Raw genomic sequence first — 24,655 nt, forward strand, 5'->3', positions numbered from 1 at the left:
ATTGCAGCACCTTTTAGGTAGTTGTTTTGAATGTGTAGAGGCACTTTGACTATGCCTCTGAAGCTTAGTGATAGGCTATTCAGGAATCTCAGTCGCTTCAGCGCTGAGAGTGTCAAAGCGCAAATTAACGCAAAGGGCTGTAAGGCTATTGCTTAACCACAGGATCTTCTTCTTCAGGCAGACCCATAAACCGATTGAGATCGTTGGCAATCTTAATTGCAACTTGGCGATCTCTAATCGTGTCTAGCTTAAATTGCAGCTTAGAGTTAACGGTTATTCTCGGAGTGAAAAATACATTTTTGTAGCTATCAATTGTATATAAAATATCAGATTTAGCAATTTCATTAAACAAAAAATGACTAACTTTTGTTCCTAAAAGGGTTCTTTTAGAGTGCTTTAGCTGCTGCTTAGATTTATCTAGAAGTATCTCTTCATAATCTACAAATATAGAAAAAGCCCCCCATACAAAAGCCAAACCGACAGCAATAAATGGTAAAAGAAAAAAGAAAACAAAGTATCTATTAGGTTCAAATCGTTCATCTAATATGTATCTAACCGATTCTTGTTGAGATAGCAAAAAAGAATTTAATGATGAAGTAACGCTAGTGGCGGTAGAAAGGCTAGTACTCTTAAATGGTGATTTTTCGCCAGATTTGGTAAGGAGTGAAAAGTTATACCAAATAATGGTATCACCTTCATTATCTTTACCTTCAACAACATTATATTTAAATGAGTTGACAAACTTATAATTGAGGGGTTCTTGCTGTACTAAATCGAAAAACTTTGACTTTGAGATCTGACAATCGACTTGTTGTGGTTCAATGCGATCGCAATTAATTCTAAGAACGCCAATTTCAGAGGATGTCATGAAAGCCATATATATTGGTATAAAGCTAAAAATGCTGCCAAACATAAAAGTGAATATAAATCCAATTAAGTTTAATGCAAAGCTTTTTTTGGGAGCAGAGATTAGAATTTGAGAATTAGTTTGGCTGATGATTTTTAACATAACCGACCACACACCCAAAGATATACTAGATAAGAGATGCTAGAAATATTTGCTTACAGATTACGACTTTCTTTGCTAGATCAAAGTATTCGGTAATACATTAGGATTATCTCTTAATAAATCAGGTTTCACATTAGCATTAATTTACAGGAAAGCTATACTGAGATTTACACAGGACTCTATACTATGAACATCTCGGCAATTATTTTCCCATGCTATCCGCCAGTCCCGACCTAATCGCCATAGCCCGATCGCAAATTATTTTACTGAACCAGAGTTTGGGGGCAGTGGCTAGTGCTATGTATATCACCGAAAATGTCGCCGATGGCAGACCACCCAACTTGATTGAGGTGGCAGTTTTTCCTGAAGAAGGGGCGATCGCTTTGCCTGAAGCATTTACAACGGATACATTTCCCATGATGTCCATGGGCAGGAGTGGCTTAGTCAGACAGCGCCGCTTTGTGCTGCCCTTGATTTATGAAGAAGCAATTTTAGGCTTTTTGATGACGGGGCGTGAAGATCGCGACTGGTTGGAATATGAACAATTACAAATTCAACAAATTGCCAATACCTTGGCGATCGCCTGCGCCCTCGATCGCCGTAACCAATGGCTAGTGACCAGTCAGCAGCGCCATTATCAAGAACAAACCAACTTTTTAGAATCCCTGCTCCATCAACTTCGCAACCCCCTCACCGCCATTCGCACCTTCGCCCAATTACTTTCGCGGCGAATCATTGCCGAAGATCCCAATCAAAAATTTGTCACAGGAATTCTGCGGGAAACGCAACATCTTCAAGATTTACTCAGTGAAGCCGAACAACCAGCCCCACTTTTACTGCCTCAAAGTGAGGTCGTTCAAGCACTATTGCCTGCCGCAAAAATGGAACTAGTTCCCGTGGAAGTGCATAGCATTTTAGAGGCGATCGCCAGTTTTGCCCATGCCATCGCCCAAGAAAGGAATATTCAATTTTTAGCGAATATTCCCGATCAACTGCCCAAAGTATTAGGCAATGAATTGGCTTTAAGGGAAGTGATTGTTAACTTAGTGGAAAATGCTCTCAAGTATACGCCATCACAGGGTTATATCTTATTGGGAGCGGATGTAAAAACCGATACTGTTTGTATTTATATTCAGGATACAGGGGTGGGAATTCCTGAAGCTGATTTGCCACATCTATTTGAGCGCAACTTTCGCGGTCGACAGGAAAATGGCGCGATTGCTGGCACAGGTTTAGGACTGGCGATCGCTAACGATCTCGTGCAGCAGATGGAAGGAAGCATTCATGTGATTAGTGAGGTGGGCAAGGGTAGCACCTTTGCGGTGACACTGAAAAGTATTCTCCAAAGGTAAAACCAACCAAGAGAACCATTTAGAGAACTCACGCAAATAGTCGCATTAAAGCCAAATCACTACCCAAATCACTACCCAAATCAATATATTTCTGCTATACCAGTTCCTCTAATCTTTGGGCTTCCAAGAAATCACGAATGCGTTTAATCTGAAAATCGCGAGCATAGTTGAGAATTTGCTCGGCAAAACTAGTAGATAGAGGATAAGTTTCTTTAACTTGATGCGCTAGTTCTTCGATCGCCAAAATATCCCCCATTTTAGCAAGATGCAGTAGTTTGACAATTATCTCCGCAGGCGGAACGACAAGGGGAGCGTTGCTACAAGGCACATTGACATTTTCATATAGCCATTCCAAATGGAGCAGCGATCGCATGGTGTAGAAAAGATAATCAGGATTAATCGGCTTCGAGATAAAAGCATTGCAACCCACTGCCAAACTTAACTCGCGATCATTATTAAAAGCACTTGCAGATACCATTACGATCGCTGTGTTTTGCAGCATCGGCAACTGCCTGAGCCGCTTGGTTGTTTCATGACCGTCCAAATGCGGCATTACCATATCGAGAAAGATCAAGTCTGGCAAAAATTGCTGAGATTGAATCAGGCAATCAGTACCATCAATAGCTTCGGCGGTCAAAAATCCTAAAGGGGTAAGTAGATCCCGCAGTACCATGCGATTTTCAGACTTATCATCAACGATCAATATTTTGCGGCGATCGCCCAAATAACCAGTGATAGAACAATCATCAAAGGTTACGGCTAGATGTTGCTCAGGGTATGCCAGCAGATCAATTTCAAACCAAAATTTACTTCCTTCACCCAAAACACTCTTTACCTCCAAAGTCCCCCCCATCATCTCCACAATTTTTTGACAAATTGGCAGTCCTAACCCAGTTCCCGAATGATGTCTGGTGCGATCGCCCACCTGCTGAAAGGGTAGAAAAATCTCTTCTAACTTGTCCGCAGCGATACCAACTCCCGAATCTGCAATTTCAAAGCGCACTCTATATTTAGCTTCAGGGACATTGACCAACACCTCACTATCACTTCTGTAAGCACTGACAGTCAAGCGAATATCACCGCGATCGGTAAATTTTACAGCATTGCCCAAAAGGTTAATCAATACCTGTCTCAAGCGCTTTTCATCGCCGTACATCGTTTGTGGCAGCAGGGTTAACTGCTGATAGCTTAGGTTCACCTCCTTAGCGCGTACTTGCAACTGAAACATATCAGTAATGTTTTGCAAGATCTTGGTTAAATCGAACTCATTGGGATTTAGCTCCAATTTTTTAGCTTCAATTTTGGAGAGATCGAGAATGTCATTGAGCAGCGTAAGCAGATGTTCGCCACTGCGCTGAATGACTTCCAAACCTTCCTTATGTTTGATGGGATCATTGCTTCGCTTTAAGATTTGGGCATAACCGAGAATGCCATTCAAAGGTGTGCGTAACTCATGGCTCATATTTGCCAGAAATTCGCTTTTAGCGCGATTAGCCATATCCGCAACCTCCTTAGCCACTTGCAGTTCTTTTTCAGTCCGTTTGCGATCTGTAATGTCTGTCCCAACAGATAGAACCTCGATTAACTTACCTTGATCATTATAAATCGGCTTATTTGACCATGTAACCCATACCCTGCGACCATCTTTGCAAATATTCTCATTCTCATTGAGCTGATATTTCTCAGGCGTTTGACAAATCTCCTCAATCATCGTCTTCAGATCTTCCCCAGTAACGTCTTGGGCTGACACGATGGTGTCTAACACATATTTGCCAATAATCTCTTCTAATTGGTAGCCAAAGAACTGCAAACCATAATCGTTTAAAAAACAAATATTACCCTTGGTATCCCATCGTAAAATGATACAGTTAGCCGATTCTACTAGATCTCGATATTTTTTCTCGCTTTCTTTGATGGTTTCTTCAATGATTTTGCGATCGCTGATATCTTTGATTGCATAGATGGCAAATATCTTGCCGCCAATTTCAAGGGATTCTGAGGAAACTAAACCCGTAATCCTTCTGCCATCCTTGGCTATGAAATTAGCTTCAAAATTAAATACCCGATGTTCTGCTTCTAAAACAGCCAACATCCGATCGCGCTCTTGCAGATCCGCCCATAGATTCAAGTCCGAAGGATTTGTACCGATCGCATCTTCACGGCTATAGCCAGTAATTTCTGACCACTTATCATTAACATCAATGTGTTTGCGATCGTCCGTTGAGATTAATGCCATGCCATCGGGGCTAGAGCGAAAAGCCTTCGCAAATTTCTCTTCAGATTCCCTTAACGCTGCTTCCGTTTGCTCATGTTCCTTGATCTCTTGCTGTAATGCCTGAGTGCGTTCATCCACTTTCAGCATCAATAACTGGGAATATTCTTCCAAGCGCTGATGGGACTTTTGCATTTGCCGACTCATTTGATTAAATGAGGTTGCCAAAACTGCTAATTCTTTGACCACGCAGTTATATTCCACTTTTTGATTGAGATCCCCCTCGGCGATCGCACTTACAGCCAAGCTTAGTTCGGTGATCGGGCGACTAATCCAACGCGCAGCCATAATTCCAAAGGCACTAATGAGGCTCAGGGCAAGCAAACCGAGCAGTAAGTTAGTATTTCTACTCTGATGGATTTCCGTCATAAAATCCGATTCAGGAACGACGATCACAATCTGCCAGTTCAGTCCATAGCTATCATCAAGTTGACTAGACTGAAGGAAGTATTTTTGACCTTGCATATAAAACTTTGATTGCAAAATTTTATTGCTTTTACCATTATTACTGGAATTAGCATCTTGATTCTGATTCGTATTTAATCGCTCAGATAGTCGCTCAGGGGCGATCGCCAGCAAACTTTGAGTGGCAGCACGGGTTAGCTCATCAGGACTATCGATTGCTAAGATTCTTTCAGCCCCCTTCTCCCCACTGGCAATATTCATATTCAAATTTGAGGTTGCCACCAATTTTCCCGAAGGCTCAATGATGAATGTCTGCCCACGCTCACTAACCTTAGTCTGGTGCAGAAATTGATTAAGCTGTCCCAAAAGCATAGATACGCCCAGAACTCCGCGCAGCTCACCTGTCTCTGCAAAAATCGGCTTCACTGCTGTGATTGCAGGCTCTTTGGTCAAGGCATCGGTGTAGACTTCGCTCCAAGTATCTTTTCTCGTCCGCATCATGGTTTGATACCAAGGACGGTCAATGATTTTAAAACTATTTTTAGGCAATGGCAGAATATGCTGCTGTCCACTACTATCACTTAGATAGCTACTATTACTATTCTCTAAAAATAAATTAGAATTGATACGCCTTACCCCGACATACTTGCCCGAAGCCGTTGCCACATAGATATTACTAATTTGAGGGAAGCTTTGCAACTGTCTGCCAAATCGCCTCTGTACCCATTGGTTATGAGATATATTATCGGGCTGTTCATCTGCCGAAGATTCTACCTTCTCAATATCTGTACTATTAGAATTGAGATTATTGAGGGTGTAGGGAAGTTCCAAATAGGAATGCAGCCGAATTTTTACCTGTTCAGTAACCTTGTTGCGTAATTCTTCAGATAGCTGTTTAATTGCCTGATGTCCAGTCCGAAATGATAGCCAACCAATCAATCCCACCACTCCAAAAGTACTGATCAAAAAAGGCACAATGATAAACACATTGAGGGAGACTCTAGGTATTTTGGGTTGGACATTCAGGTTAGAACAGCCAATTGCCGCCGATTTTTGCATAGGTTGATGGGCAGGGTGTGACATGAAAACTACTAACAACTCAAATTAAAAGCTTAAATATGGTCAAAACCTAATCTGCGTAGGGCAAGACGGCGACTTTGCCATACCTGTGTTTCCTGTGGTGAAATTTGGATCGCTTTGTCGTAGCTATCGATCGCCTCCTCTAGTCGCCCTAAGCCGCTTAGGGCATTGCCTCGGCTGTACCATGCAAAATGATCGTCAGGTTTAATTGCCAATGCGCGATCATGGCTGGCGATCGCCTCTTCATAGAGTTCCAATTTGCTGAGTGCTAGTCCACGATTATTCCATGCGTAATAGTCATCGGGACGTAATTCTAGGGCTTGGTTGTAACTGGCGATCGCCTCAGTGAAGTTGCCCCAACACTCAAGGGCTTTGGCTCGACCATACCAAATTTGATGATCGTGGGGCTTATATTCTAAGGCGCGATCATAACTGGCGACTGCCTCTTCATATTTGCCAAGGCTTTCAAGGGCATAGGCACGGCTAAACCAACCCTGCACATAGTCGGGTTTAAGCGCCAAAGCCTTTTCACAAATTGAGATCGCTTCTTCATGCTTACCTAAGACGCTATAAACCAGCCCCTTACCACCAAAGGAATAGTAATAATCTGGCTTAAACTTCAAAGCCATGTCAAAACTCGTAATCGCCTCTTCATAACGTCCCAACATACTCAAAGAAGTGCCGAGATTATGCCAAGCCACATAAAAATCTGACTTGTACATGATTGCCTGTCGATAATTGGCGATCGCCTCTTCATGACGATCACTCAGGTCAAGGGCAACAGCACGGTTATACCAAGCCAAATGGTTATGAGGACGAATATTTAATGCCAGATCACAATTGGCGATTGCCTCCTTGCAACGATTACCTGCCACTAGCAAGCCTCCCTGCTCTAGCAATAATTCCACCCTGCGGTCAGAAATTAAAGGTTGCGCCGCGATTAGTTTTTGGAGATCTTCATACTTCTGATCTCGTTCTTCTTCGCTAAGTTGGGCATACAACATATAGCGATCGCCCCCAACCCAACGAAAAGTTTCTTGCCGTAATAGCTCCATATCGGTTGGAAACTCAAATACGGAAATTGCTTCATCAAATAATTCTGGGTAGCTGTCGATGAAAAATTTGAGCGCAAATAGGGGTAACAAAAACACAAAACATAGGGAAAATTTTGCCTTTAACTTAGGCTGTGCCAAGCTTAGGTGCGCGATCGGGCGCGGAATATGCAGCACGCCATTAGCTAGTTCACTTGCTAACTCACTGACTCGGCATTCCAAAAATTCTTCGATCCCAGTCACAAATACAACATCAGTGTCATGGAGATCCGACATCTCTGAAACCATTTCATGAAAGTCTGCGATCGCCCGATCTAGCCGCAATGTCTGGATCTTAATCTGGCGATCAGCAGTTTTGGGTTCCACAATATCAGCCCTAATCCGCCGTATAATTTGCTCACCCTCACTGGGTGAGCAGCGTACAAACATCATGGCAAACTTGTTTTGCCGATGCAGTATCGCCTTCAACGAACCTAATAGAGACTGATATTCTGTTTCTGGATTCTTTAGAGCATCTTTGTCCCAAGTGTTTCCAGCGTGATTCATGGTTCTCCAAGTTACCGAATACTTGAGCCAATCATACCACTCCTCACAGAAGATCGTACCCGTATCCTTACATTATGAATATTATGAGTTAGTTTTTACATTGCTTTGAGCTATACAAAAACACAAAAAATACAAAAAATACAAAAAAATCATTGTCACCATTCAAAACATACCGATATGCTGCGTTTAACCCTTTATATTCTGATTTGGCTTGGCTCTATGGGACTAGCAATATTTTCTAGCCAAAACATCAACCCCGTCACCATTAAATTTTTATCTCTAGAGTCGATCAAGCTTCCTATTGGACTAGTACTGATATTTTGTGCTGGACTTGGTGCTGTCGCGATTACTTTAATGATGACTTTTTTTACATCAGTCCAGTCAATCAATAACAATAGTCAATTCCATAAAATATTTAGTAGCTCGTTTAATAGTTCGACAAAACCCGACAAAACTCAATCAAATAACCCCAAAAAAAATACTAAAAATGAAATTGAGAATAATAAATACCAATATAAAAATAGTCCCAATAATACTTGGGATAGCAAATGGAGCGATGAGTGGGATTAGAATGTGTTGTTAAATACAATTGCTCAAGGTTAGTTTTGTTAGTTTTTTGAAGTTATTGATTTGCATCTAGTCAAAGCTAAACAACTAAACATCTAATAAATATCTGATAAATTTCCAGTAGACGTTTAGTAAACACATACTAAATTTATGGATAAGTCGCAAGAAAATCGCATGACTTCTTGATATCCCAGAATTTATTTATGATTTAGTCCTATGACTAGACGAAATTCGTATAAAATCGGTGAAAAGGTGTGAAGGTATGAAAAAGATTAGTAATTTGTCAGTTCTATTGGGCTTGAGTCTGGCTGCCACCGCGACAGGTGTAAATGCGGAAACCCAGACGCAAATGCAAGCGATCGCTCCTGTAGCATCAACTGCGGCTGTCGAACCCGTCAAAGTAAGTATTGAGCCAAGTAAGGATCTCAACGCCTTGAGCTTGCAGGCTAGCAATCAACCTAGCAAAATTGCCCTTGATGTCAAGGAAGCTGCGCCCGTTAACAATGAATCGGCAACCATTCGGGCAATCAATACTGAGCTAAATCGTCCTAAAGCGATCGCTCAGAATGTTACCTCTGTATCACAGTTGAGTGATGTGCGCCCCACCGATTGGGCTTTTACCGCCTTGCAGTCCCTCGTTGAGCGTTATGGCTGTATCGCAGGCTATCCTGATCGCACATTTCGCGGCAATCAAGCCACTAGCCGCTATGAATTTGCTGCTGGTTTGAATGCTTGTCTAGACAAGATCAACGAAATCATCTCCGCAGGTTTGGCTGACAAGGTATCCAAAGAAGACCTCGCCACCCTGCAAAAACTCCAAGAAGAGTTTGCTGCCGAGCTTGCCACCCTGCGTGGTCGTGTTGATGCCCTTGATGCCAAAACCGCCAAGCTTGAAGCTCAACAATTCTCCACCACCACCAAACTCAGTGGTCTCGCCTTCTTCAACGTCACAGGCGCTTCGGGTGCAAATGTACTCAGAGAGAATGTTGATCCTACTACGGCGGCTAAAACTACACCACTTGCAACAAAGCCCAATATAACCATGAGTGGTTTAGTTTGGTTGACCCTAAATACCTCTTTTACTGGTAAGGACTCATTAATTACCCAGTTGGCGGTTGGTAATGGAAGTTCACCATACAACAGCTATACTTCAAGTGGATTCTTCAATACCACAGGCACTCCCTTCACCGATCAAACTGCTGGCGCTGCTGCTAACACCTTTGTTTTGCGTGAATTGTCCTACACATTCCCAGTATTTGAAAAAGCAACCCTAGTTGTTGGTCCTCGCGTCAATTTCTACAAGTACTTTGATGGTATTCGTTTCATCTATCCTTGGAACACCACATTCAACTCCATCAACAGTACCTTGCTAACCAATGCCAAGCGCGGCGCTGGTGCAGTCTTCATGACTCCTCTAGGCAATCAATTTGACTTTAAAATTGGCTACCTCTCTGAAAGTAATGAATTTGGGGGTACAGGTTCTGCCGCAAGCCCAACTCAAGGTCTTTTTGGGGGCAACAATGCTTTAACTGCTGAACTTGGGTTCAAGCCTAGTGATGCATTCAAATTCCGCTTGCTATATAGTCGTACCAACCTCGCCCCAAATGCTAATGGAACTGTAGGTGGTGCTGGATTCACCCCATCTTTGCCTGGTACAGTCGCAGGTGCAAATAACGCTCAATCTGATGTTTTTGTTGCTAACTTTGATTGGCTAGTATCTAAGGGCTTTGGTTTGTTTGGTCGCTATGGCTATGGTACTACTAACGTTAATCTAACTGCGGGTGGTTCCAGCAATGTTGTAATGCAAACATTCCAAGTTGGTGCTGCTTTCCCCGATCTATTCAAAGAAGGCGCTCAAGCAATGATCTCCTTTGGAATGCCCTTTAACTTCACTAGCGGCAAGAGTTCCTTGATTTCTGGCGGCGGTGATGGTGGTACACAGTACGATCTCGAACTGTCTTACATCTATCCTGTCACCAAGAATATCTCCCTTGTCCCTTCTGCTTACTTCATCTTCAGCCCCAACAACTTCAACAGCAATCCTACTATTTTCGTAGGTAACTTGCAGGCTGTATTTAGCTTCTAAAATACGAAAACGGGTGGCGGTGCGATGTGTCGCCACTCAGCTATAAGATCCCCGACTTTTTCTAGGCAAGTAAAAAAATTTGCAAACCCAAAAAGTCGGGGTTCTCTGCATTAATTCATTACATTCAATCTTGATATTAAGGTATGAACCAATGAGTCCAATCTACATTCCCCGTCGCCAATTTATCCGAGGCGCGATCGCCACAGCCGCTTTTGGTGCTACATCTCAACTATGGGCTGGTTGTTCGGAACAAACACCAACAGCTAATACAGGTACAGGTACAGCCACAGGCACTACAGGCGCACCTGCGGCAGCAACTCTAAACATTGGCTTTATCTATGTTGGACCTAAGGATGACTTCGGCTATAGTCAAGCCCACTTTGAAGGCGAAACGGCGATCAGCAAGCTTCCTGGTGTTAAAACATACAGTGAAGCAAGTGTTGCAGAAACGGCTGTAGTTCAAGAAACCATGCTCGGCATGATCAACCAAAATGCTGTCACAGCACTATTTCCCACCTCTTTTGGCTACTTCGATCCACACATTCTCAAATTAGCACCAGAGAATCCTAAGGTGCAATTTTTCCATTGCGGTGGGCTGTACACAGAAGGTAAAACCCCAAAAAACATCGGAAGTTACTATGGCTACATTGATGAAGCACAATATGTTGCAGGGGTCGTGGCAGGACTATCAACTAAGTCTGGTAAGCTAGGATTTGTGGCTGCAAAGCCAATTCCGCAGGTAGTTCGCAATATCAACAGCTACACCCTAGGCGCTCGTAGCGTTAATCCTAAAGCGACAGTTCAAGTAATCTTCACAGGTGATTGGTCAGTTCCAGTCAAAGAAGCTGAAGCTGCTAACAGCATGATCGATCAGGGTGTAGATGTCTTAACCTGCCACGTGGACAGTCCCAAAGTTGTGATGGAGACAGCAGAAAAACGGAAAATATTCTGCACAGGCTATCACACTAATCAAGCATCACTTGCTCCGAATGGATATCTAACTGGTGCAGAATGGGATTGGATCAATGTCTATACCAAGTATGTGGAGCTGCTCAAGTCAGGTAAGACGCTTATGGATGGAGGTATTCCTCACATTTTGCGCGGTGGTCTTAAGGAAGGATTCTGTAAGGTATCGCCATTTGGTAGTGCCGTCAGTGCTGCGGCTAAGAAGGAAGCTGAAACCGTAATGGCTAAGTTCAAAGATGGCAGCATGATTATTTATGCTGGTGAAATGAAAGATAACACTGGCAAAGTTGTAATTGCTAAAGGCAAAGAGTTCAAGCAGACAGATCCCGATCTGGAAAAGATGGATTGGTTTGTTGAAGGTGTAATCGGAAGCGTTAAAGGCTAGACCAAATAAAAGGATTTAAGACTTACTTCGCAAGTTTCAAATCCTTTTATTTGTATATCATTCATTTGAGAAATAACTATATGAATATGCGCGATCGCTGGCGTTCAACATCTGAGAATTTTCTGCTTCCCATAGGAGCTTTACTTGCATCATTAGTCATTTTCGGGATTTTTTGTGCCGTCCAAGGAAAAAATCCAATCGCAATTTATGGCACGATTTATTCATCTGCCTTTGGTAATAGTTTCTCTTGGCAAGGAACCTTAATTCGATCAGCCCCTTTGATGCTGACCTGTTTATGCACGGCTCTACCAGCGATGCTAGGACTGACGGTTATTGGCAATGAAGGAGCTTTAATTGTTGGTGGATTGGGAGCAATCTCTATTGGTTTATCGCTAGCTTCCTTACCCTCTCTCATGGTGCAGATAGCTATGGCGATGGGCGGCATTATTGCAGGTGGTCTATGGATTATGTTTGTTGGTGCGATTAAGTACTATCGCGGTGTTAATGAAACTATTAGTAGTTTGTTGATGAATTACATTGCGATCGCAGTGCTTAACACCTTAGTAGAAGGACCAATGCGCGATCCTTCCACCTTAAATAAACCCTCTAGCTTCCCACTTTCGGCTGTTAATATGCTGCAAAGTATTCCCAATACCAGAGTGCATTACGGTCTAATTTATGGATTAGTTGCCTGTGCGATCGCTTATTTTTTGATTCATCGCACTACTTTTGGTTTTTCAGTACGCACTGTCGGTGGTAATATTCGCGCTGCTAAAATCGCAGGCTTACCAGTTGGCAAACTTACATTAATCGTCAGTTTCTTGGGAGGTTCCTGCGCTGGTCTAGCAGGGATGGTGGAAGTAGCCGCTATTCATGGCAGTGCAAATGCCTCATTAATTTCTGGCTATGGCTATAGCGGTATTTTAGTTGCATTTATCGCCAGACAAAATCCTTTAGTTGCGGTACTTGTTGCTGTATTGATGGGAGGTATTCTGGCAAGTGGAAGCGCTCTACAGAGATCGTTTGGACTGCCAGATGCTACGGTTTTGCTATTTCAAGGCATCGTATTCTTAGCTATTCTCTTCAGTGAATCTCTCTATGGTCGCTTTGACTTCTTTAAAGATAGAGAACCAGAAGTTAAGATTGACGCATCTGCAACTGTTGTTTAAATGGCAGTTAGCTATTAGCGATTAGCTTTTAAAAAAATTTTAAAATTACTTAAAATTATTAAAGGCTAACAGCTAATGCCTAACTACTAATTGCTGAATTAATCGCTGAATCAAAAATCGCTAATTGCTAAATTCAAAACTATGTCAGATACTTCACTAGGCTGGATGAGCGTACCTCTGGCGATCGTTGCAGGTACACTCCGAGGCAGCGCACCATTTCTATTTGTTAGTTTAGGTGAATGTCTTACAGAAAAAGCTGGCAAGATTAATCTTGGTCTAGAAGGAACATTGCTCACTGGGGCGATGACCGCATATGCAGTTTCTTTTTTGACCAAATCACCTTGGTTAGGAGTCTTAGCGGCTGGGTTGTCAGGTGTTGGACTGGGATTAATTCATGCATGGTTATCGCAACGTCCTAAGGTAAGCGATGTCGCTGTCGGTATTGCGATGATTATTTTTGGTAGTGGGATTGCTTTTTTCTTTGGTAAAGCCTTTATCCAACCCAAAGCGGTTCCTTTGCCTTTATTTGAGTGGGGCAATTGGAGCAGCTTACCGCAAGTCCAAGCGGCTCTGAAGGTTAGCCCATTGCTATTAATTGGGATTGCGATCGCACCTCTGATGCAATGGTTTTTTAGTTCGACTCGGTGGGGTTTATATGTGAGAGCTGTAGGCGATAGCCCCAGTGCTGCCAGAGCGATGGGAATTTCCGTTGTGGGTGTGCGTACCTGCGCGATCGTCGCAGGCAGCTTTCTTGCGGGTATCGGTGGCGCAAGTTTATCGCTGTATTTTCCAGGACTTTGGGCTGAGAATATTTCCAGTGGTCAAGGTTTAATGGCGGTTGCTCTTGTGATTTTTGCCAGATGGCAGCCAATTCATTGTCTATGGGCAGCTTTGCTGTTTGGTGGAGCGCAAGCGATCGGACCTGCTCTTCAGGCTGTTGGGTTTGATTCTTACTATTACTTATTCAATGCCATGCCCTACATTATGACTTTAATCATTACGATCGCCACTTGTTCGCCACGACGTACATTGACAGGCTCGCCAGGTGCATTGGGAACGAATGAGTAAATTAGCAAGCTAACCCCGTAAGGTTTTTAATGGAAAAATGGCTATGCTGTTTAGTGAAAAATATAGCCATAGTTAAGCAATTTAGAACCAAAAACGCAAAGAGCAGCGCACCGCGCTGCTCTTTGCGTTTCGCACGAATATAATATGAAACTAACAGCCATGACCTGTTTTAAAGGATAATCAAGCTTTAACTAACGTTGATAAATTCATGTCTGTTCGAGTTCGTATTGCCCCTAGTCCCACAGGCAACCTGCATATTGGCACTGCCCGCACTGCCGTTTTTAATTGGCTTTATGCCCGTCACCACGGTGGCACATTCATCCTCCGCATCGAAGACACTGATCGCGAGAGGTCTAAGGATGAATATACACAAAATATTCTCGAAGGCTTGGCTTGGTTGGGGATTAATTTTGACGAAGGTCCATTTTTTCAAACACAACGCAGCGATCGCTACATTGCCGCCGTTGAGCAGTTATTAGCCGCAAAGAAGGCATACTTCTGTTACTGCACCGAAGCCGAGCTTGAGGCAATGCGTGAAGCCCAAAAAGCGAACAAACAAGCGCCGCGTTACGATAATCGTCACCGCCACCTCACCGCAGCCGAGCGACAAGCTTTTGCGGCAGAAGGTCGCCGCCCTGTGATTCGGTTTATGATCGAAGAGCCACGCACGATCGCTTGGGATGATCTGGTGCGTGGCACTGTATCTTGGAGTAGCAGCGATTTGGGCGGCGACATGGTGATTGCCCGTGTCGATGAGCAGGGTAAGATTGGCTTGCCTCTCTATAACTTCGCGGTAGTAGTAGATGATATCGATATGCAGATCACGCAAGTGATCCGTGGTGAAGACCATATTGCCAATACTGCCAAGCAAATTTTGATCTATGAAGCGTTAGGGGCAACGCCGCCACAGTTTGGGCATACGCCCCTAATTCTCAATCAACAGGGCGCAAAAATCTCAAAACGTGATGGTGCTACTTCCGTTTGGGAATTTCGGAATATGGGCTATATTCCTGAAGCCTTTAACAACTATATGGCTTTGTTGGGATGGTCGCCTAACGATGGCAAAGAACTATTTACCATTCAAGAAGCGGCTCAGATTTTTAGCTTCGATCGCGTCAATAAAGCGGGTGCGAAATTTGACTGGGATAAATTGAACTGGATCAATAGTCAATATTTGCATTCTCTGCCAACGGAAGATGTCTGCGATCGCCTGATGCCATTTTTGCAAGGGGCTGGCTATGACCTGACTACAGTTGATCGGGCGTGGCTCTTGGATCTCACCAAGTTAATCGCCCCTAGCCTCACCCTGCTCACCGATGCACCCACCATCAGTAAGTTCTTTTTTGAAGAATTTGCAGAATATACAGATGATGCCAAAACAACTTTGCAAGCGGAAGGTATCGCGGGAATTATCACTGCTTTGATTGATGCTCTCAAGGAATCTACGGATCTCGATAGCGATCGCGCTGGGGAAATCCTCAAGGTGGTGATGAAGTCGCAAGGGGTGAAAAAAGGGGCAGTCATGAAACCTTTACGCGCCGCCCTCACAGGCGATCTCCATGGACCAGAGATTATTCCCTCTCTATTGTTACTGCACCGCAAAGGATTAGCGATCGCTCGTCTGCAAAGGGCTTTAGCAATTTGTAATTAAATAGCCCAAGAGCCAATGTCAACTGCGTAGCAGGCTCTTGGATTTTCATGTTGGGAGAACCGCCCTTTTTAAGTGAGGTTCTCCTGCTCCCTCTGTTTCTAAGGTTGTTGAATAATAAAACCATGAACAAAAGGGAAGTACCAAATATCTAATCCAGATAGATTCAAGATGTTTCATCTACTTCTCAAAGTTCAAATGAAAACAATCTAGAAACAATCAAAGGTGATATCTATGTTAGTACGTTGGCAACCTTTTCAAGAAATCGAAGAAGTCCGCCGTCAATTCGATCGCTTACTTGGAGACTTCGCCACTGTTGATCAAGGGGCAAGTAAAGGTAGCTGGGTTCCTGCCAGTGAATTGCGCGATGATGGCGAAAATCTAACCCTCAGACTATCCCTACCCGATATCAATCCTAATGATATTGATATTCAAGTTACTAAGGATTCTCTCTCAGTTGCTGGTGAACGCCATTTCCAACGCAAGTCCGAATCAGATAAGGACAAGGGCTACTACTGGAGCGAGATGAGCTATGGCAAGTTCCGCCGTGTATTCGCGCTGCCCTTAGCGATCGCCCATGAACAAGTCAAGGCTGACTATAGCAATGGTATTCTCACCTTGACTTTGCCTAAAGCCAATGAAGTAAAAGCTTTCAAAGTCCAAGTTAACGGCGAGTTACCTGCGGCTTAACTTTTACCTGATTGACTGACAAATCCCCCCAAAAAGCGGGCAGGATGCCCGCGCTACAGGGATTCTAAATTTGTAGGTCAGACATCTTGTCTGACAAGGCTTGCCAACACTTTTGGCAGTCAATTAGAACTTTTACAGAGAAGGTCAGCGCTATGCGCTGACCTTCCCTGTCGGTTTATCTGCAAGGCTGCGGAAATAGAGCGAACCTGCGGATAGGAGAAATGCGAAGTAAGCGATCGCTTGCCCTAGAAATAGGCGATCGCGAAAGCCAAACATCGCCTTGAGCAGTATGCCTGGAAACTGCCTGTCGGGCAGAATCTCATGGACATCCCACACTAGCCCACCTAGCAAACAGGAACTAATGGCAGAGTCGGCGGGTAAACAGATCGCAGTCTGTGAAAGTTCAGCATAGGCGGCGATCGCTTTGTCAATGTGACCGATGGCACTAATCACTAGCCCCGCCACTATTAATAACAAAAAAATTCCCATCGCCTGAAAAAAAGCTTTGAGATTGATGCGAATGCCAAATTGAAATAGGGCAACGCCAATGCCAACGGCACTGACTAAACCCGCGATCGCGCCCATAATTGGCACAAGCCCCGTCTGCAATTTTGCCGAAATAAAAATTACGACCTCAAAACCTTCCCGCAAAACTGCGATCAAAATCAGCACAAACACAGCCCAACCTGCACTCTGCTCATTGGCGATCGCCTTGCCGATCTGGCCTTCAATTTCGCCCTTGAGTGCCTTAGCATTTTCAGTCATCCAAACCAACATCCAACTCAACATAGCGATCGCGATTGTACCCAGAGCGCCCTGCCATAGCTGCCCATAAAAAGCCGCCTGCATTGGTTCTGTATTCTCAACTTTTTGGAAGAACCAATTTAAAACTATGCCCACGACCACACTGGCAAAAATCCCCGTACCAATGCCGCCAAATACCCAAGGATTTAGCACGCTGCGATCGGCTTTTTTGAGGTATGCCATAACAATTCCCACCACCAGAGCCGCTTCTACACCCTCACGTAAGGTAATAGCAAAAATCGGTAAAGCTGCACTAAAATCCATAATTCATCTTTAATTAATTGCTTGTATAGCTATCCTACAACTTTGCCAATCAATCAAAGCTATGGCAGCTATTCCCAATTACAGGGTTTGGCACTGACTTATATCCCAGAAAAATTCTAAAAGCGAAGATGAATTTATACAGCTTTATGCCATATTTTCTAGCACAAAGCCGTATGTTAATATATAGCCGTGCTGGAGGCGCAGGCTTTTTAGACTTATTTGTTTGATAAATATTTTGATGAATATTTTGATGAATATTTTGATGAATATTTTGATAAACATCTCGACAAACATACAAATATCATAAATATGTGGATACATCTGGAGAGGATTCACCTTGCGACAGTTTAGAGTGCTAGATATGCCCGTGCATATCCACGAAGATTATGTTGCTTGGCTGGTAGAGAGACTGCAAGCTAGGCAGGGTACTCATGTGGTGACAATTAATGCCGAAATGACCATGCAGGCACGTCAAAACCCAGCCCTAGCGAGGGTGATTCAATCAGCAGAGCTAGTTGTTCCCGATGGTTCGGGCGTGGTTTTGTATTTACGATCGCGAGGTGAAAAAATCAAGCGTTGTCCTGGCATTGAGTTATCAGAGCAAGTGGTTGAACAGGCTGTCCGCAATCAATGGCGCATCTTTTTACTAGGTGGTGCGCCCACAGTTGTTGATCAAGTCGTTAGTATTTGGCAGCAGCGCTGGCAAAATGTAGCGATCGCTGGCACACATCATGGTTATTTCGATGCGGTGAGCGAGGCGCAAGTTTGCGAGCAACTACAAGCAGCACAGGCAGATTTAATCTTGGTGGGTCTGGGCGTACCGCGTCAAGAGCTATGGATTGATCAACATCGCCACCTCTGCCCCAAGGCAATCTGGATTGGGGTGGGTGGTAGTTTTGACATATGGTCAGGTCATAAAATCCGCGCCCCACAATGGATCGGTGACAACCATCTAGAGTGGCTATATCGCCTCTATCAAGAGCCTTGGCGCTGGAAAAGAATGCTATCTCTGCCCCAATTTGTGTGGTCTGTTGCCAAGGATTCCTTTAAGTAACACCAAATCATGAAAGTGATTTTTCTTTGGGGGTATTACTTACATCTAGTGTCTGGTATGATGCTAATCCATAATTAAGACACTAGATTTGTTTATGACGGCTCCAATTAAAACTGCTCCAGTTAATGCAACCGTAATCAAAGCACAGCCCAAAAACATCCCTTTACCCAAAGATTCCCCCATTGTGACCCCAATTAGAGGTAATGTTCAGGTCTTTATCGCGCCCCATCGCGATCTTTATGTCGATGTGATTGCCCATGCTCTGAGGGTCGCTGGTCAGGGTACGCAGGTGTTATTGGCGCAACCCTTTCAAGTCGGAATTCATCAAGGACTGCAAAACCCTCGGCGGCTTGTGGAAAATCTTGCATGGTTTCGTTGTGAAGGCGATCGCGACCTTGCTCAAAATGACATTGACCTGACGGATGTGGAGAAGTCGCAAATCTTAGAACTATGGAACTATGCTAAAACAGCGATTCAGTCTGCTCTTGCGGGTTTGGTGATAATTGATCAGGCAAATTTGTTGATGGCGCGATCGCTAGTTAGTGAGGATGAATTGCTGTCAGCGATTAAAACGCGATCGCCGAAGGTAAGTGTAATCCTTACAGGAACGTCAATGCCACCTAACATCGCCGACTTTGCCGATCAAGTTACTCAAAGACGTAGTTAGATGCTTACTTGACAAGGGTAAAAGTGTTTTGGTTGTGATGTTTTGGTTGTGGTATTTTTGCTATAGACATTACATTACAACCAAAGTATTAGTGATGCGGTGCGAAGCGCCGCATTGGGGAATCAAGATCCTAACTTGAATGCCTCCAAAAATAGTCCGTAAATCAGACCTAATTTCAGGGAATTAAGAATCTCAGGCGTTAATGGATTAGTCTCATTGGTTCTATTAGGTTCGCGCCTCATACCATAGACATAGCGATTGATCAGCTCGACAACCAAAAGCACAATCCCTGCGGAAATGGCATCCTGCTCCGACTTTACCCCTGATACTGTGGAAATTATAGAAGCTAAGAAAAAACCTGACAGTAGACTAATTACAATCAGAGATATGTGTCGCCAAGGGTTACGAGACCATTGAGAAAGCCTTTCAACACTGGTACTGACAATTGTGCTTAGGCGAGTATTTTGCATGATTGCCACTTTCTAAAATTATTTTTTAACTAATGTGAGTGGGAAGTCCCGCACTCTATCAGTTTACAAGGATGAGTGACGAGATGAAAACGAGCCAGAGAATAAATTGAGCGACAGTGAATCCATGCTCTATTGGGGATCTGTTTCGTAATTAGTGGCGGTTTCGGCGGCGATCGGGCGTTCTGGGCGCACTTGATCGTACTTTAAGCCGATTTGAATCACTTTAGAATCACGATCGCTATTAACTGGCGTAACTCCACGGCGGCGTTCTGAGGTTCGCATCTCACTGGTATTTTCAGTCACCACTTCATATAAAATTGCCTGTTTATTGCTCTCACTGCCCCGCCGCAATACGCGCCCCAAACGTTGAATATATTCGCGTTCAGAGCCTGTGCCTGATAGCAAAATGGCAATCCGCGCATCGGGTACATCAACGCCTTCATTTAGTACATGGGAGGCGGCAAGGGTCTTATATTTGCCTTCGCGAAAATTGGTTAAGATTTCGTGACGCTCTTTGATCGGTGTTTGGTGGGTGAGGGCGGGAATTAGCAAATCCTGTGAGATGCGATAGACCGTAGCATTATCGTTGGTAAAAATTAAAATGCGTTCGGGAAAATGTTGTGCTAATAAGTCCGACAGTACCCGCAGTTTTGATTCTGTGCCTAGGGAAATTTCTTTAGCCTGCCGATGGGCGATCATCGCTCTGCGTCCTGCCTGCGATCGCCCGCTTGCCTGTACAAATCTTTGCCAACCATCAAGACCGCCGAGGGAGATTTTCGCTTCTTTTAAAAAGTTATTGCGAACTTGCATTAGGTCATCGTAGCGATCTCGCTCTTGAGTAGACAGTGAAACCTTGATCTGCACAACTTGATGTTCGGCAAGTGCCTGTCCTGCAAGGTCGGCGGCGGACTTACGGTAAACCTCAGCCCCGATTAGGATTTCTAAATCGGCGTGTTTGCCATCGCTGCGTTCGGGCGTGGCGGATAAGCCTAAACGATAGGGCGCGATCGCATATTCGGCAATGACGCGATTAAAATCCGTTGGCAAATGGTGACATTCATCAAACACAATTAGCCCATAGAGATTACCAAGGGCTTCGGCTTGGATGGCGGCGCTGTCGTAGGTGGCGACTAAAATCGGACTGCGATCGCGAGAGCCTCCACCCAATAGCCCAATCTCCACATCAGGAAAAGCCGCCAGTAAATGGGCATACCATTGATGCATTAAATCTAGGGTCGGTACAACTACTAGGGTGCTGCGGTTGGTGGCTTGCATCGCCAATTGTGCCAGATAGGTTTTACCTGCGGCGGTGGGCAGTACCACCACGCCCTGCTTACCCACACGCTGCCATGCGGCAAGGGCTTCGCGCTGATGGGGATATGGCTCCATGATCATCCGCGATTGCAGATTTAACTCGCCATATTTCTTAGCTTGATCGGCGATCGCCACTCCTGCTGATCGCATTGCCAAAATCAATTCGCGGTAATGATGGGCAGGCATCCGAAACTTTTCTATGCGATCGTCCCATGTCACAAAATCAACCCATGCTTTTCCCGCAGGCGGTGGATGTAAAATTAATGTGCCGCGATCGTAGCTAAGTTGTGGAGTGCGGGGCATACTGGAGTTAATAGATAGAATAAAGTTTTATGAATGAGCAAGTAATCGAGGGAAATGTCATGAGCGATCAGTTACCTGAAGAGCAACTATTTCGATTGGGGGGGAAAACAGCCGATTTCGTGATCGTTCCCTCACAAATTCGTTATCACCATATCAAGATTGAGGATTTTGACAAACCTGTGGCAGCGATCGCCTACAACGGCTATACCTACAGTATCTTTCGTACCAGTAGTGATTGGGCGGAAGTGGTGAAATTATGCGGTCGCCTGTCGAGTGCCTATGTGATTACGGTAACAGCAAAGGGCTGGGCAATCTGGGTATTTGAATATTAAAAGTTGTGAGATTTAAATCTCGAAAAATTGCTCATCAGCCCGAAGCGTTGACGAGCAATTTTTTTATGCTACATAAAGTTTCGCTCATATGGGTAAGCAGGTGAAGCCAATTAAACGATCTGGCTTAAACCGTTGCGGCGACAAAGTGTGACTTTTTAATAAAGTAGGTCTTTCACCCAAATTCCTATATGAGCGAATATTTTTATTTGGCATCATTGCGCGAATCGGCAGATCTAAGTCGATAGTGAGCATAGGAAAGGAGTATAGGGCAAATGTATTGTACAAATGCCCAAAAACGCCTTACTTCTTTTATAGGATATGTCCCATGCGTTTAGGGATTGACTCATTAAAATTTTGAGTGATTTGCGATAGAGATAAAGCGATCGCCTGTTCACCATTTACCAAAATCTCTAAATCCCTAGTTGCTTCACTAACATTACCAATGTGTTGCCAAGCATTACCTAATTGATTAGTAAGATAAGCCTCCCATGCTGTGCGATCGCCTTCTTTGACAGAAACAATAATTCGACTTGCACCCTCACCAAAGAGAATTTGGGTTAAATGTAAATCTTGAGAATTCGTTAGTTGAATCTGGGCGGTGAGTTTGCCCGAAATACAGGATTCGGCGATCGCTACCGCTAGTCCACCATCAGAACAGTCATGGGCGGATTGAATTAAGCCTTGGGTAATACCTTGACGACAAGCGAATTGAACTTTACGTTCCAATTCAAAATCCACAGACTGCGGACGACCTGTGACTTCACCGATGACTGAGGCGAGATATTCAGAACCTGCTAGGCTGGCGCGATCGCTACCTAATAAATAAATCGCATCCCCCACATTCTGCCAACCCTGACCGACTACTTTAGTGACATCTTCCACTAAACCGACCATACCAATTACAGGTGTGGGATAGATGGGTTGAGAATTGCCTTCTGCATCAATGGTTTCATTGTAGAGCGAGACATTACCGCCCGTTACAGGTGTGGACAACTCGCGACAAGCATCGGCAATCCCACGACAAGCCTCATGTAACTGCCAATAACCGATCGCGTGTTCGGGACTGCCAAAATTCAAATTATCCGTAACTGATAAAGGTTCCGAACCAACACAAGAAAGGTTTCTAGCCGCTTCAGCAACCGCTAATTTCGCGCCTTCGTAAGGATCGAGATAGACATAACGGGCATTGCAATCAACGGTGGCAGATACCCCTGCGAGCGACTCGATTTGACATTGAGCAGAACTTAGCTCACCAGTGCCGAAACCTTGACTGCGTAAACGAATTACCGCCGCGTCCGCACCACCGGGGAAAAGCACCGTATTATTCTGCACCTGATGATCGTATTGGCGATAGACCCATGCTTTTGAGGCGATCGCAGGTGTATCGAGTAACTTCAATAGGGCTTCGTTAGGGTTGATATTAGGGAAAGAGGCGATCGCCGTCTTCTCATCCCAAGCCCAAGATTTTTTAGCATACTCAGGGGTATCTGCAAGTTGACGATGATAAATCGGCGTATTGTCCGCCAAAGCCGTCGCAGGAATCTCCGCCGCCACTTCGCCATGCCAAAGAATCCTCACAATTGGCTCTTCCAGAACCTCACCCGCCACCACCGCATGAAGTCCCCAACGCTCAAAAATCTCAATCAGTTCCGCTTCCCTGCCCTTATGCGCCACAAATAGCATTCGCTCCTGAGATTCCGAAAGCAGATATTCATAAGCATTCATTCCCGTTTCTCTCGCAGGGATCTTATCTAAATCCAGCGACACACCCACGCCGCCCTTAGCCGCCATTTCCGAAGTAGAACAGGTCAACCCCGCCGCACCCATATCCTGCGCGGCAACCACAGCCCCAGTTTTAAAAGCTTCTAAACAGGCTTCCACTAAAGCCTTTTCTAAAAATGGATCGCCCACCTGTACCGCCGAGCGGTTCTGTTCCGATTTGTCAGAAATCTCCGTACTCGCAAAACTCGCGCCCTTGATGCCGTCGCGCCCCGTGGTCGAACCCACATAAACCACAGGATTGCCGACACCAGCCGCCCCCGATTTGACGATCTCCTTAGTTTCCATAATCCCGATCGCCATCGCATTGACTAGCGGATTACGGCTATAAGCCTTATCAAAATAAACCTCACCGCCCACCGTGGGAACCCCGATACAGTTACCATAGCCCGCGATCCCATTGACAATGCCATTGACACGGCTCCGCACCCAAGGATCGGACAGTTCCCCAAATCTCAACGAATTCAAAATCGCCACGGGACGCGCCCCCATCGTAAAAATATCACGCAAAATGCCGCCCACACCTGTCGCCGCCCCCTGATAAGGCTCCACCGCCGAAGGACGGTTATGGCTTTCGATTTTAAAACTAATGGCAATCTCATCGGTAATCTTGACCACACCCGCATTTTCGCCAGGTCCCACAAGGATGCGATCGCCTGTGGTCGGAAATTGCTTGAGCAACGGACGCGAATTTTTATAACAGCAATGCTCTGACCACATCACCCCAAACATCCCCAATTCGGCTTTGTTGGGTTCACGATTTAGGCGATCGCAAATCATCTGATATTCATCAAGGGTCAAGCCCTCAGATTTAATTTCGGCTGCGGAAAATTTGGGTGTGGTACTGGCGGTCATAGTTAGATCGGGGACAATCATTTACTTGCAACAATCATCTTATCGCAACACCATATTTTTTGCTGTAGTGCGGTAGTCGGCTTCTTTGCAGATTTTGGTTAATCCGCTAAGATGTAAACACTAACTCGCAATTAAGTAGAAAAATATCATGTCTGATCGCCTGAAATTTTTCCGCAGGCTGATGTCAGCTTTTGAAGGTACTTCTAATCCTCAACGCGCTGTCGAGCGAGGATTTTATGTCAATCTGCCAAATAATCCTATTGCAGAAATTACTGGCAGAGTTGCACTCTGCCCTTCTTCAGTACATTTGTTATTTGGTGGCATTGAATCGGGCAAAACCACACAATTACTATTAACTCAACAGGCTTTGAATGAGTTAGAAGATATCAAAGCTATTTATGTTGATGTTAGTCTTATTACAGCCTATTGAGGAATTAAGGGGTACAATAGCAGCATTTGGAAAACCAGTTTGAGAAGAAAGATTTATCGAGCAAAAGAAAGAATGTTTTCAAGACAAT

The 24,655-nt window shown here is 44.4% G+C and carries 19 protein-coding genes; 12 read left to right on the plus strand and 7 right to left on the minus strand.

The genetic code is table 11. The annotated features are described in order from the left end of the window. Positions 1–145: 145 nt before the first annotated feature. Positions 146–1,009: a hypothetical protein gene (locus H6F44_RS17000; protein ID WP_190352226.1), complete on the minus strand. Its 864-nt coding sequence runs from the start codon at positions 1,007–1,009 to the stop codon at positions 146–148. Positions 1,010–1,221: 212 nt separating this feature from the next. Between H6F44_RS17000 and H6F44_RS17005 the strand changes: the two genes are divergently transcribed. Continuing rightward, a complete protein-coding gene (locus H6F44_RS17005; protein ID WP_190352227.1) occupies positions 1,222–2,361 on the plus strand; it encodes a sensor histidine kinase in 1,140 nt (379 codons plus the stop codon). 94 nt (positions 2,362–2,455) lie between these two features. On the opposite strand, the gene H6F44_RS17010 is transcribed toward H6F44_RS17005, so the two are convergent. Both H6F44_RS17010 and H6F44_RS17015 read right to left on the minus strand, forming a co-directional pair. After that, positions 2,456–6,121 carry a PAS domain S-box protein gene (locus H6F44_RS17010; protein ID WP_190352228.1) on the minus strand — a complete coding sequence of 1,222 codons (3,666 nt, stop codon included), beginning with the start codon at positions 6,119–6,121 and terminating at the stop codon, positions 2,456–2,458. A gap of 29 nt (positions 6,122–6,150) precedes the next feature. Further along, positions 6,151–7,716: a tetratricopeptide repeat protein gene (locus H6F44_RS17015; protein WP_190352229.1), complete on the minus strand. Its 1,566-nt coding sequence runs from the start codon at positions 7,714–7,716 to the stop codon at positions 6,151–6,153. Between the two features lie 105 nt (positions 7,717–7,821). Between H6F44_RS17015 and H6F44_RS17020 the strand changes: the two genes are divergently transcribed. From H6F44_RS17020 to H6F44_RS17050, 7 genes are all read left to right on the plus strand, one after another. After that, positions 7,822–8,286, plus strand: coding sequence for a lipopolysaccharide assembly protein LapA domain-containing protein (locus H6F44_RS17020; protein WP_190352230.1), 465 nt, complete (start codon positions 7,822–7,824; stop codon positions 8,284–8,286). A gap of 259 nt (positions 8,287–8,545) precedes the next feature. Beyond that, positions 8,546–10,369, plus strand: a complete 1,824-nt coding sequence (locus tag H6F44_RS17025) for an iron uptake porin (RefSeq protein ID WP_190352231.1) — start codon at positions 8,546–8,548, stop codon at positions 10,367–10,369. Positions 10,370–10,520: 151 nt separating this feature from the next. Further along, complete coding sequence (locus H6F44_RS17030; protein WP_190352232.1) at positions 10,521–11,720, plus strand: BMP family ABC transporter substrate-binding protein; 1,200 nt, start codon at positions 10,521–10,523, stop codon at positions 11,718–11,720. An 80-nt stretch (positions 11,721–11,800) separates the two neighbouring features. After that, the gene (locus H6F44_RS17035) at positions 11,801–12,889 is read left to right on the plus strand and encodes an ABC transporter permease (RefSeq protein WP_190352242.1); all 1,089 of its coding nucleotides are present in this window, start codon (positions 11,801–11,803) and stop codon (positions 12,887–12,889) included. Positions 12,890–13,030: 141 nt separating this feature from the next. Continuing rightward, positions 13,031–13,957 (plus strand): ABC transporter permease, encoded by a 927-nt coding sequence (locus tag H6F44_RS17040; RefSeq protein ID WP_190352233.1) that lies wholly within the window; start codon positions 13,031–13,033, stop codon positions 13,955–13,957. A 208-nt stretch (positions 13,958–14,165) separates the two neighbouring features. Then, positions 14,166–15,608 carry a glutamate--tRNA ligase gene (gene gltX, locus H6F44_RS17045; protein ID WP_190352234.1) on the plus strand — a complete coding sequence of 481 codons (1,443 nt, stop codon included), beginning with the start codon at positions 14,166–14,168 and terminating at the stop codon, positions 15,606–15,608. Positions 15,609–15,839: 231 nt separating this feature from the next. Continuing rightward, positions 15,840–16,295: an Hsp20/alpha crystallin family protein gene (locus H6F44_RS17050; RefSeq protein WP_190352235.1), complete on the plus strand. Its 456-nt coding sequence runs from the start codon at positions 15,840–15,842 to the stop codon at positions 16,293–16,295. Between the two features lie 150 nt (positions 16,296–16,445). Here H6F44_RS17050 and H6F44_RS17055 read toward each other — a convergent pair whose 3' ends face one another. Next, positions 16,446–17,363, minus strand: coding sequence for an FTR1 family iron permease (locus H6F44_RS17055; protein ID WP_190352236.1), 918 nt, complete (start codon positions 17,361–17,363; stop codon positions 16,446–16,448). 337 nt (positions 17,364–17,700) lie between these two features. Here H6F44_RS17055 and H6F44_RS17060 point away from each other — a divergent pair, with 337 nt between their 5' ends. Beyond that, on the plus strand, positions 17,701–18,417 hold the full coding sequence (locus tag H6F44_RS17060; protein WP_242016624.1) for a WecB/TagA/CpsF family glycosyltransferase: 717 nt from the start codon (positions 17,701–17,703) through the stop codon (positions 18,415–18,417). Positions 18,418–18,511: 94 nt separating this feature from the next. Then, positions 18,512–19,084, plus strand: coding sequence for a cob(I)yrinic acid a,c-diamide adenosyltransferase (locus tag H6F44_RS17065; protein ID WP_190352237.1), 573 nt, complete (start codon positions 18,512–18,514; stop codon positions 19,082–19,084). Positions 19,085–19,206: 122 nt separating this feature from the next. Here H6F44_RS17065 and H6F44_RS17070 read toward each other — a convergent pair whose 3' ends face one another. Both H6F44_RS17070 and H6F44_RS17075 read right to left on the minus strand, forming a co-directional pair. Then, complete coding sequence (locus H6F44_RS17070; protein WP_190352238.1) at positions 19,207–19,554, minus strand: DUF565 domain-containing protein; 348 nt, start codon at positions 19,552–19,554, stop codon at positions 19,207–19,209. A gap of 129 nt (positions 19,555–19,683) precedes the next feature. Then, a complete protein-coding gene (locus H6F44_RS17075; RefSeq protein ID WP_190352239.1) occupies positions 19,684–21,171 on the minus strand; it encodes a DEAD/DEAH box helicase in 1,488 nt (495 codons plus the stop codon). A gap of 29 nt (positions 21,172–21,200) precedes the next feature. Here H6F44_RS17075 and H6F44_RS17080 point away from each other — a divergent pair, with 29 nt between their 5' ends. Beyond that, complete coding sequence (locus H6F44_RS17080) at positions 21,201–21,503, plus strand: hypothetical protein (protein ID WP_242016625.1); 303 nt, start codon at positions 21,201–21,203, stop codon at positions 21,501–21,503. Between the two features lie 309 nt (positions 21,504–21,812). Here the strand turns inward: H6F44_RS17080 and purL are convergent, their stop codons facing one another. Then, positions 21,813–24,137, minus strand: a complete 2,325-nt coding sequence (purL, locus tag H6F44_RS17085) for a phosphoribosylformylglycinamidine synthase subunit PurL (RefSeq protein WP_190352240.1) — start codon at positions 24,135–24,137, stop codon at positions 21,813–21,815. A 148-nt stretch (positions 24,138–24,285) separates the two neighbouring features. Between purL and H6F44_RS17090 the strand changes: the two genes are divergently transcribed. Continuing rightward, positions 24,286–24,567, plus strand: a complete 282-nt coding sequence (locus H6F44_RS17090) for a hypothetical protein (RefSeq protein ID WP_190352241.1) — start codon at positions 24,286–24,288, stop codon at positions 24,565–24,567. The last annotated feature ends 88 nt before the right edge of the window (positions 24,568–24,655 follow it).

Source organism: Pseudanabaena cinerea FACHB-1277, assembly GCF_014696345.1.
Classification (GTDB): Bacteria; Cyanobacteriota; Cyanobacteriia; order Pseudanabaenales; family Pseudanabaenaceae; genus Pseudanabaena; species Pseudanabaena cinerea.

Coding starts and splice junctions, on each gene's coding strand:
- H6F44_RS17000 (WP_190352226.1), bottom strand. CDS start 1,009: ATGTTAAAAATCATCAGCCAAACTAATTCTCAAATTCTAATCTCTGCT.
- H6F44_RS17005 (WP_190352227.1), top strand. CDS start 1,222: ATGCTATCCGCCAGTCCCGACCTAATCGCCATAGCCCGATCGCAAATT.
- H6F44_RS17010 (WP_190352228.1), bottom strand. CDS start 6,121: ATGTCACACCCTGCCCATCAACCTATGCAAAAATCGGCGGCAATTGGC.
- H6F44_RS17015 (WP_190352229.1), bottom strand. CDS start 7,716: ATGAATCACGCTGGAAACACTTGGGACAAAGATGCTCTAAAGAATCCA.
- H6F44_RS17025 (WP_190352231.1), top strand. CDS start 8,546: ATGAAAAAGATTAGTAATTTGTCAGTTCTATTGGGCTTGAGTCTGGCT.
- H6F44_RS17030 (WP_190352232.1), top strand. CDS start 10,521: ATGAGTCCAATCTACATTCCCCGTCGCCAATTTATCCGAGGCGCGATC.
- H6F44_RS17035 (WP_190352242.1), top strand. CDS start 11,801: ATGAATATGCGCGATCGCTGGCGTTCAACATCTGAGAATTTTCTGCTT.
- H6F44_RS17040 (WP_190352233.1), top strand. CDS start 13,031: ATGTCAGATACTTCACTAGGCTGGATGAGCGTACCTCTGGCGATCGTT.
- gltX (WP_190352234.1), top strand. CDS start 14,166: ATGTCTGTTCGAGTTCGTATTGCCCCTAGTCCCACAGGCAACCTGCAT.
- H6F44_RS17050 (WP_190352235.1), top strand. CDS start 15,840: ATGTTAGTACGTTGGCAACCTTTTCAAGAAATCGAAGAAGTCCGCCGT.
- H6F44_RS17055 (WP_190352236.1), bottom strand. CDS start 17,363: ATGGATTTTAGTGCAGCTTTACCGATTTTTGCTATTACCTTACGTGAG.
- H6F44_RS17065 (WP_190352237.1), top strand. CDS start 18,512: ATGACGGCTCCAATTAAAACTGCTCCAGTTAATGCAACCGTAATCAAA.
- H6F44_RS17070 (WP_190352238.1), bottom strand. CDS start 19,554: ATGCAAAATACTCGCCTAAGCACAATTGTCAGTACCAGTGTTGAAAGG.
- H6F44_RS17075 (WP_190352239.1), bottom strand. CDS start 21,171: ATGCCCCGCACTCCACAACTTAGCTACGATCGCGGCACATTAATTTTA.
- H6F44_RS17080 (WP_242016625.1), top strand. CDS start 21,201: ATGAATGAGCAAGTAATCGAGGGAAATGTCATGAGCGATCAGTTACCT.
- purL (WP_190352240.1), bottom strand. CDS start 24,137: ATGACCGCCAGTACCACACCCAAATTTTCCGCAGCCGAAATTAAATCT.
- H6F44_RS17090 (WP_190352241.1), top strand. CDS start 24,286: ATGTCTGATCGCCTGAAATTTTTCCGCAGGCTGATGTCAGCTTTTGAA.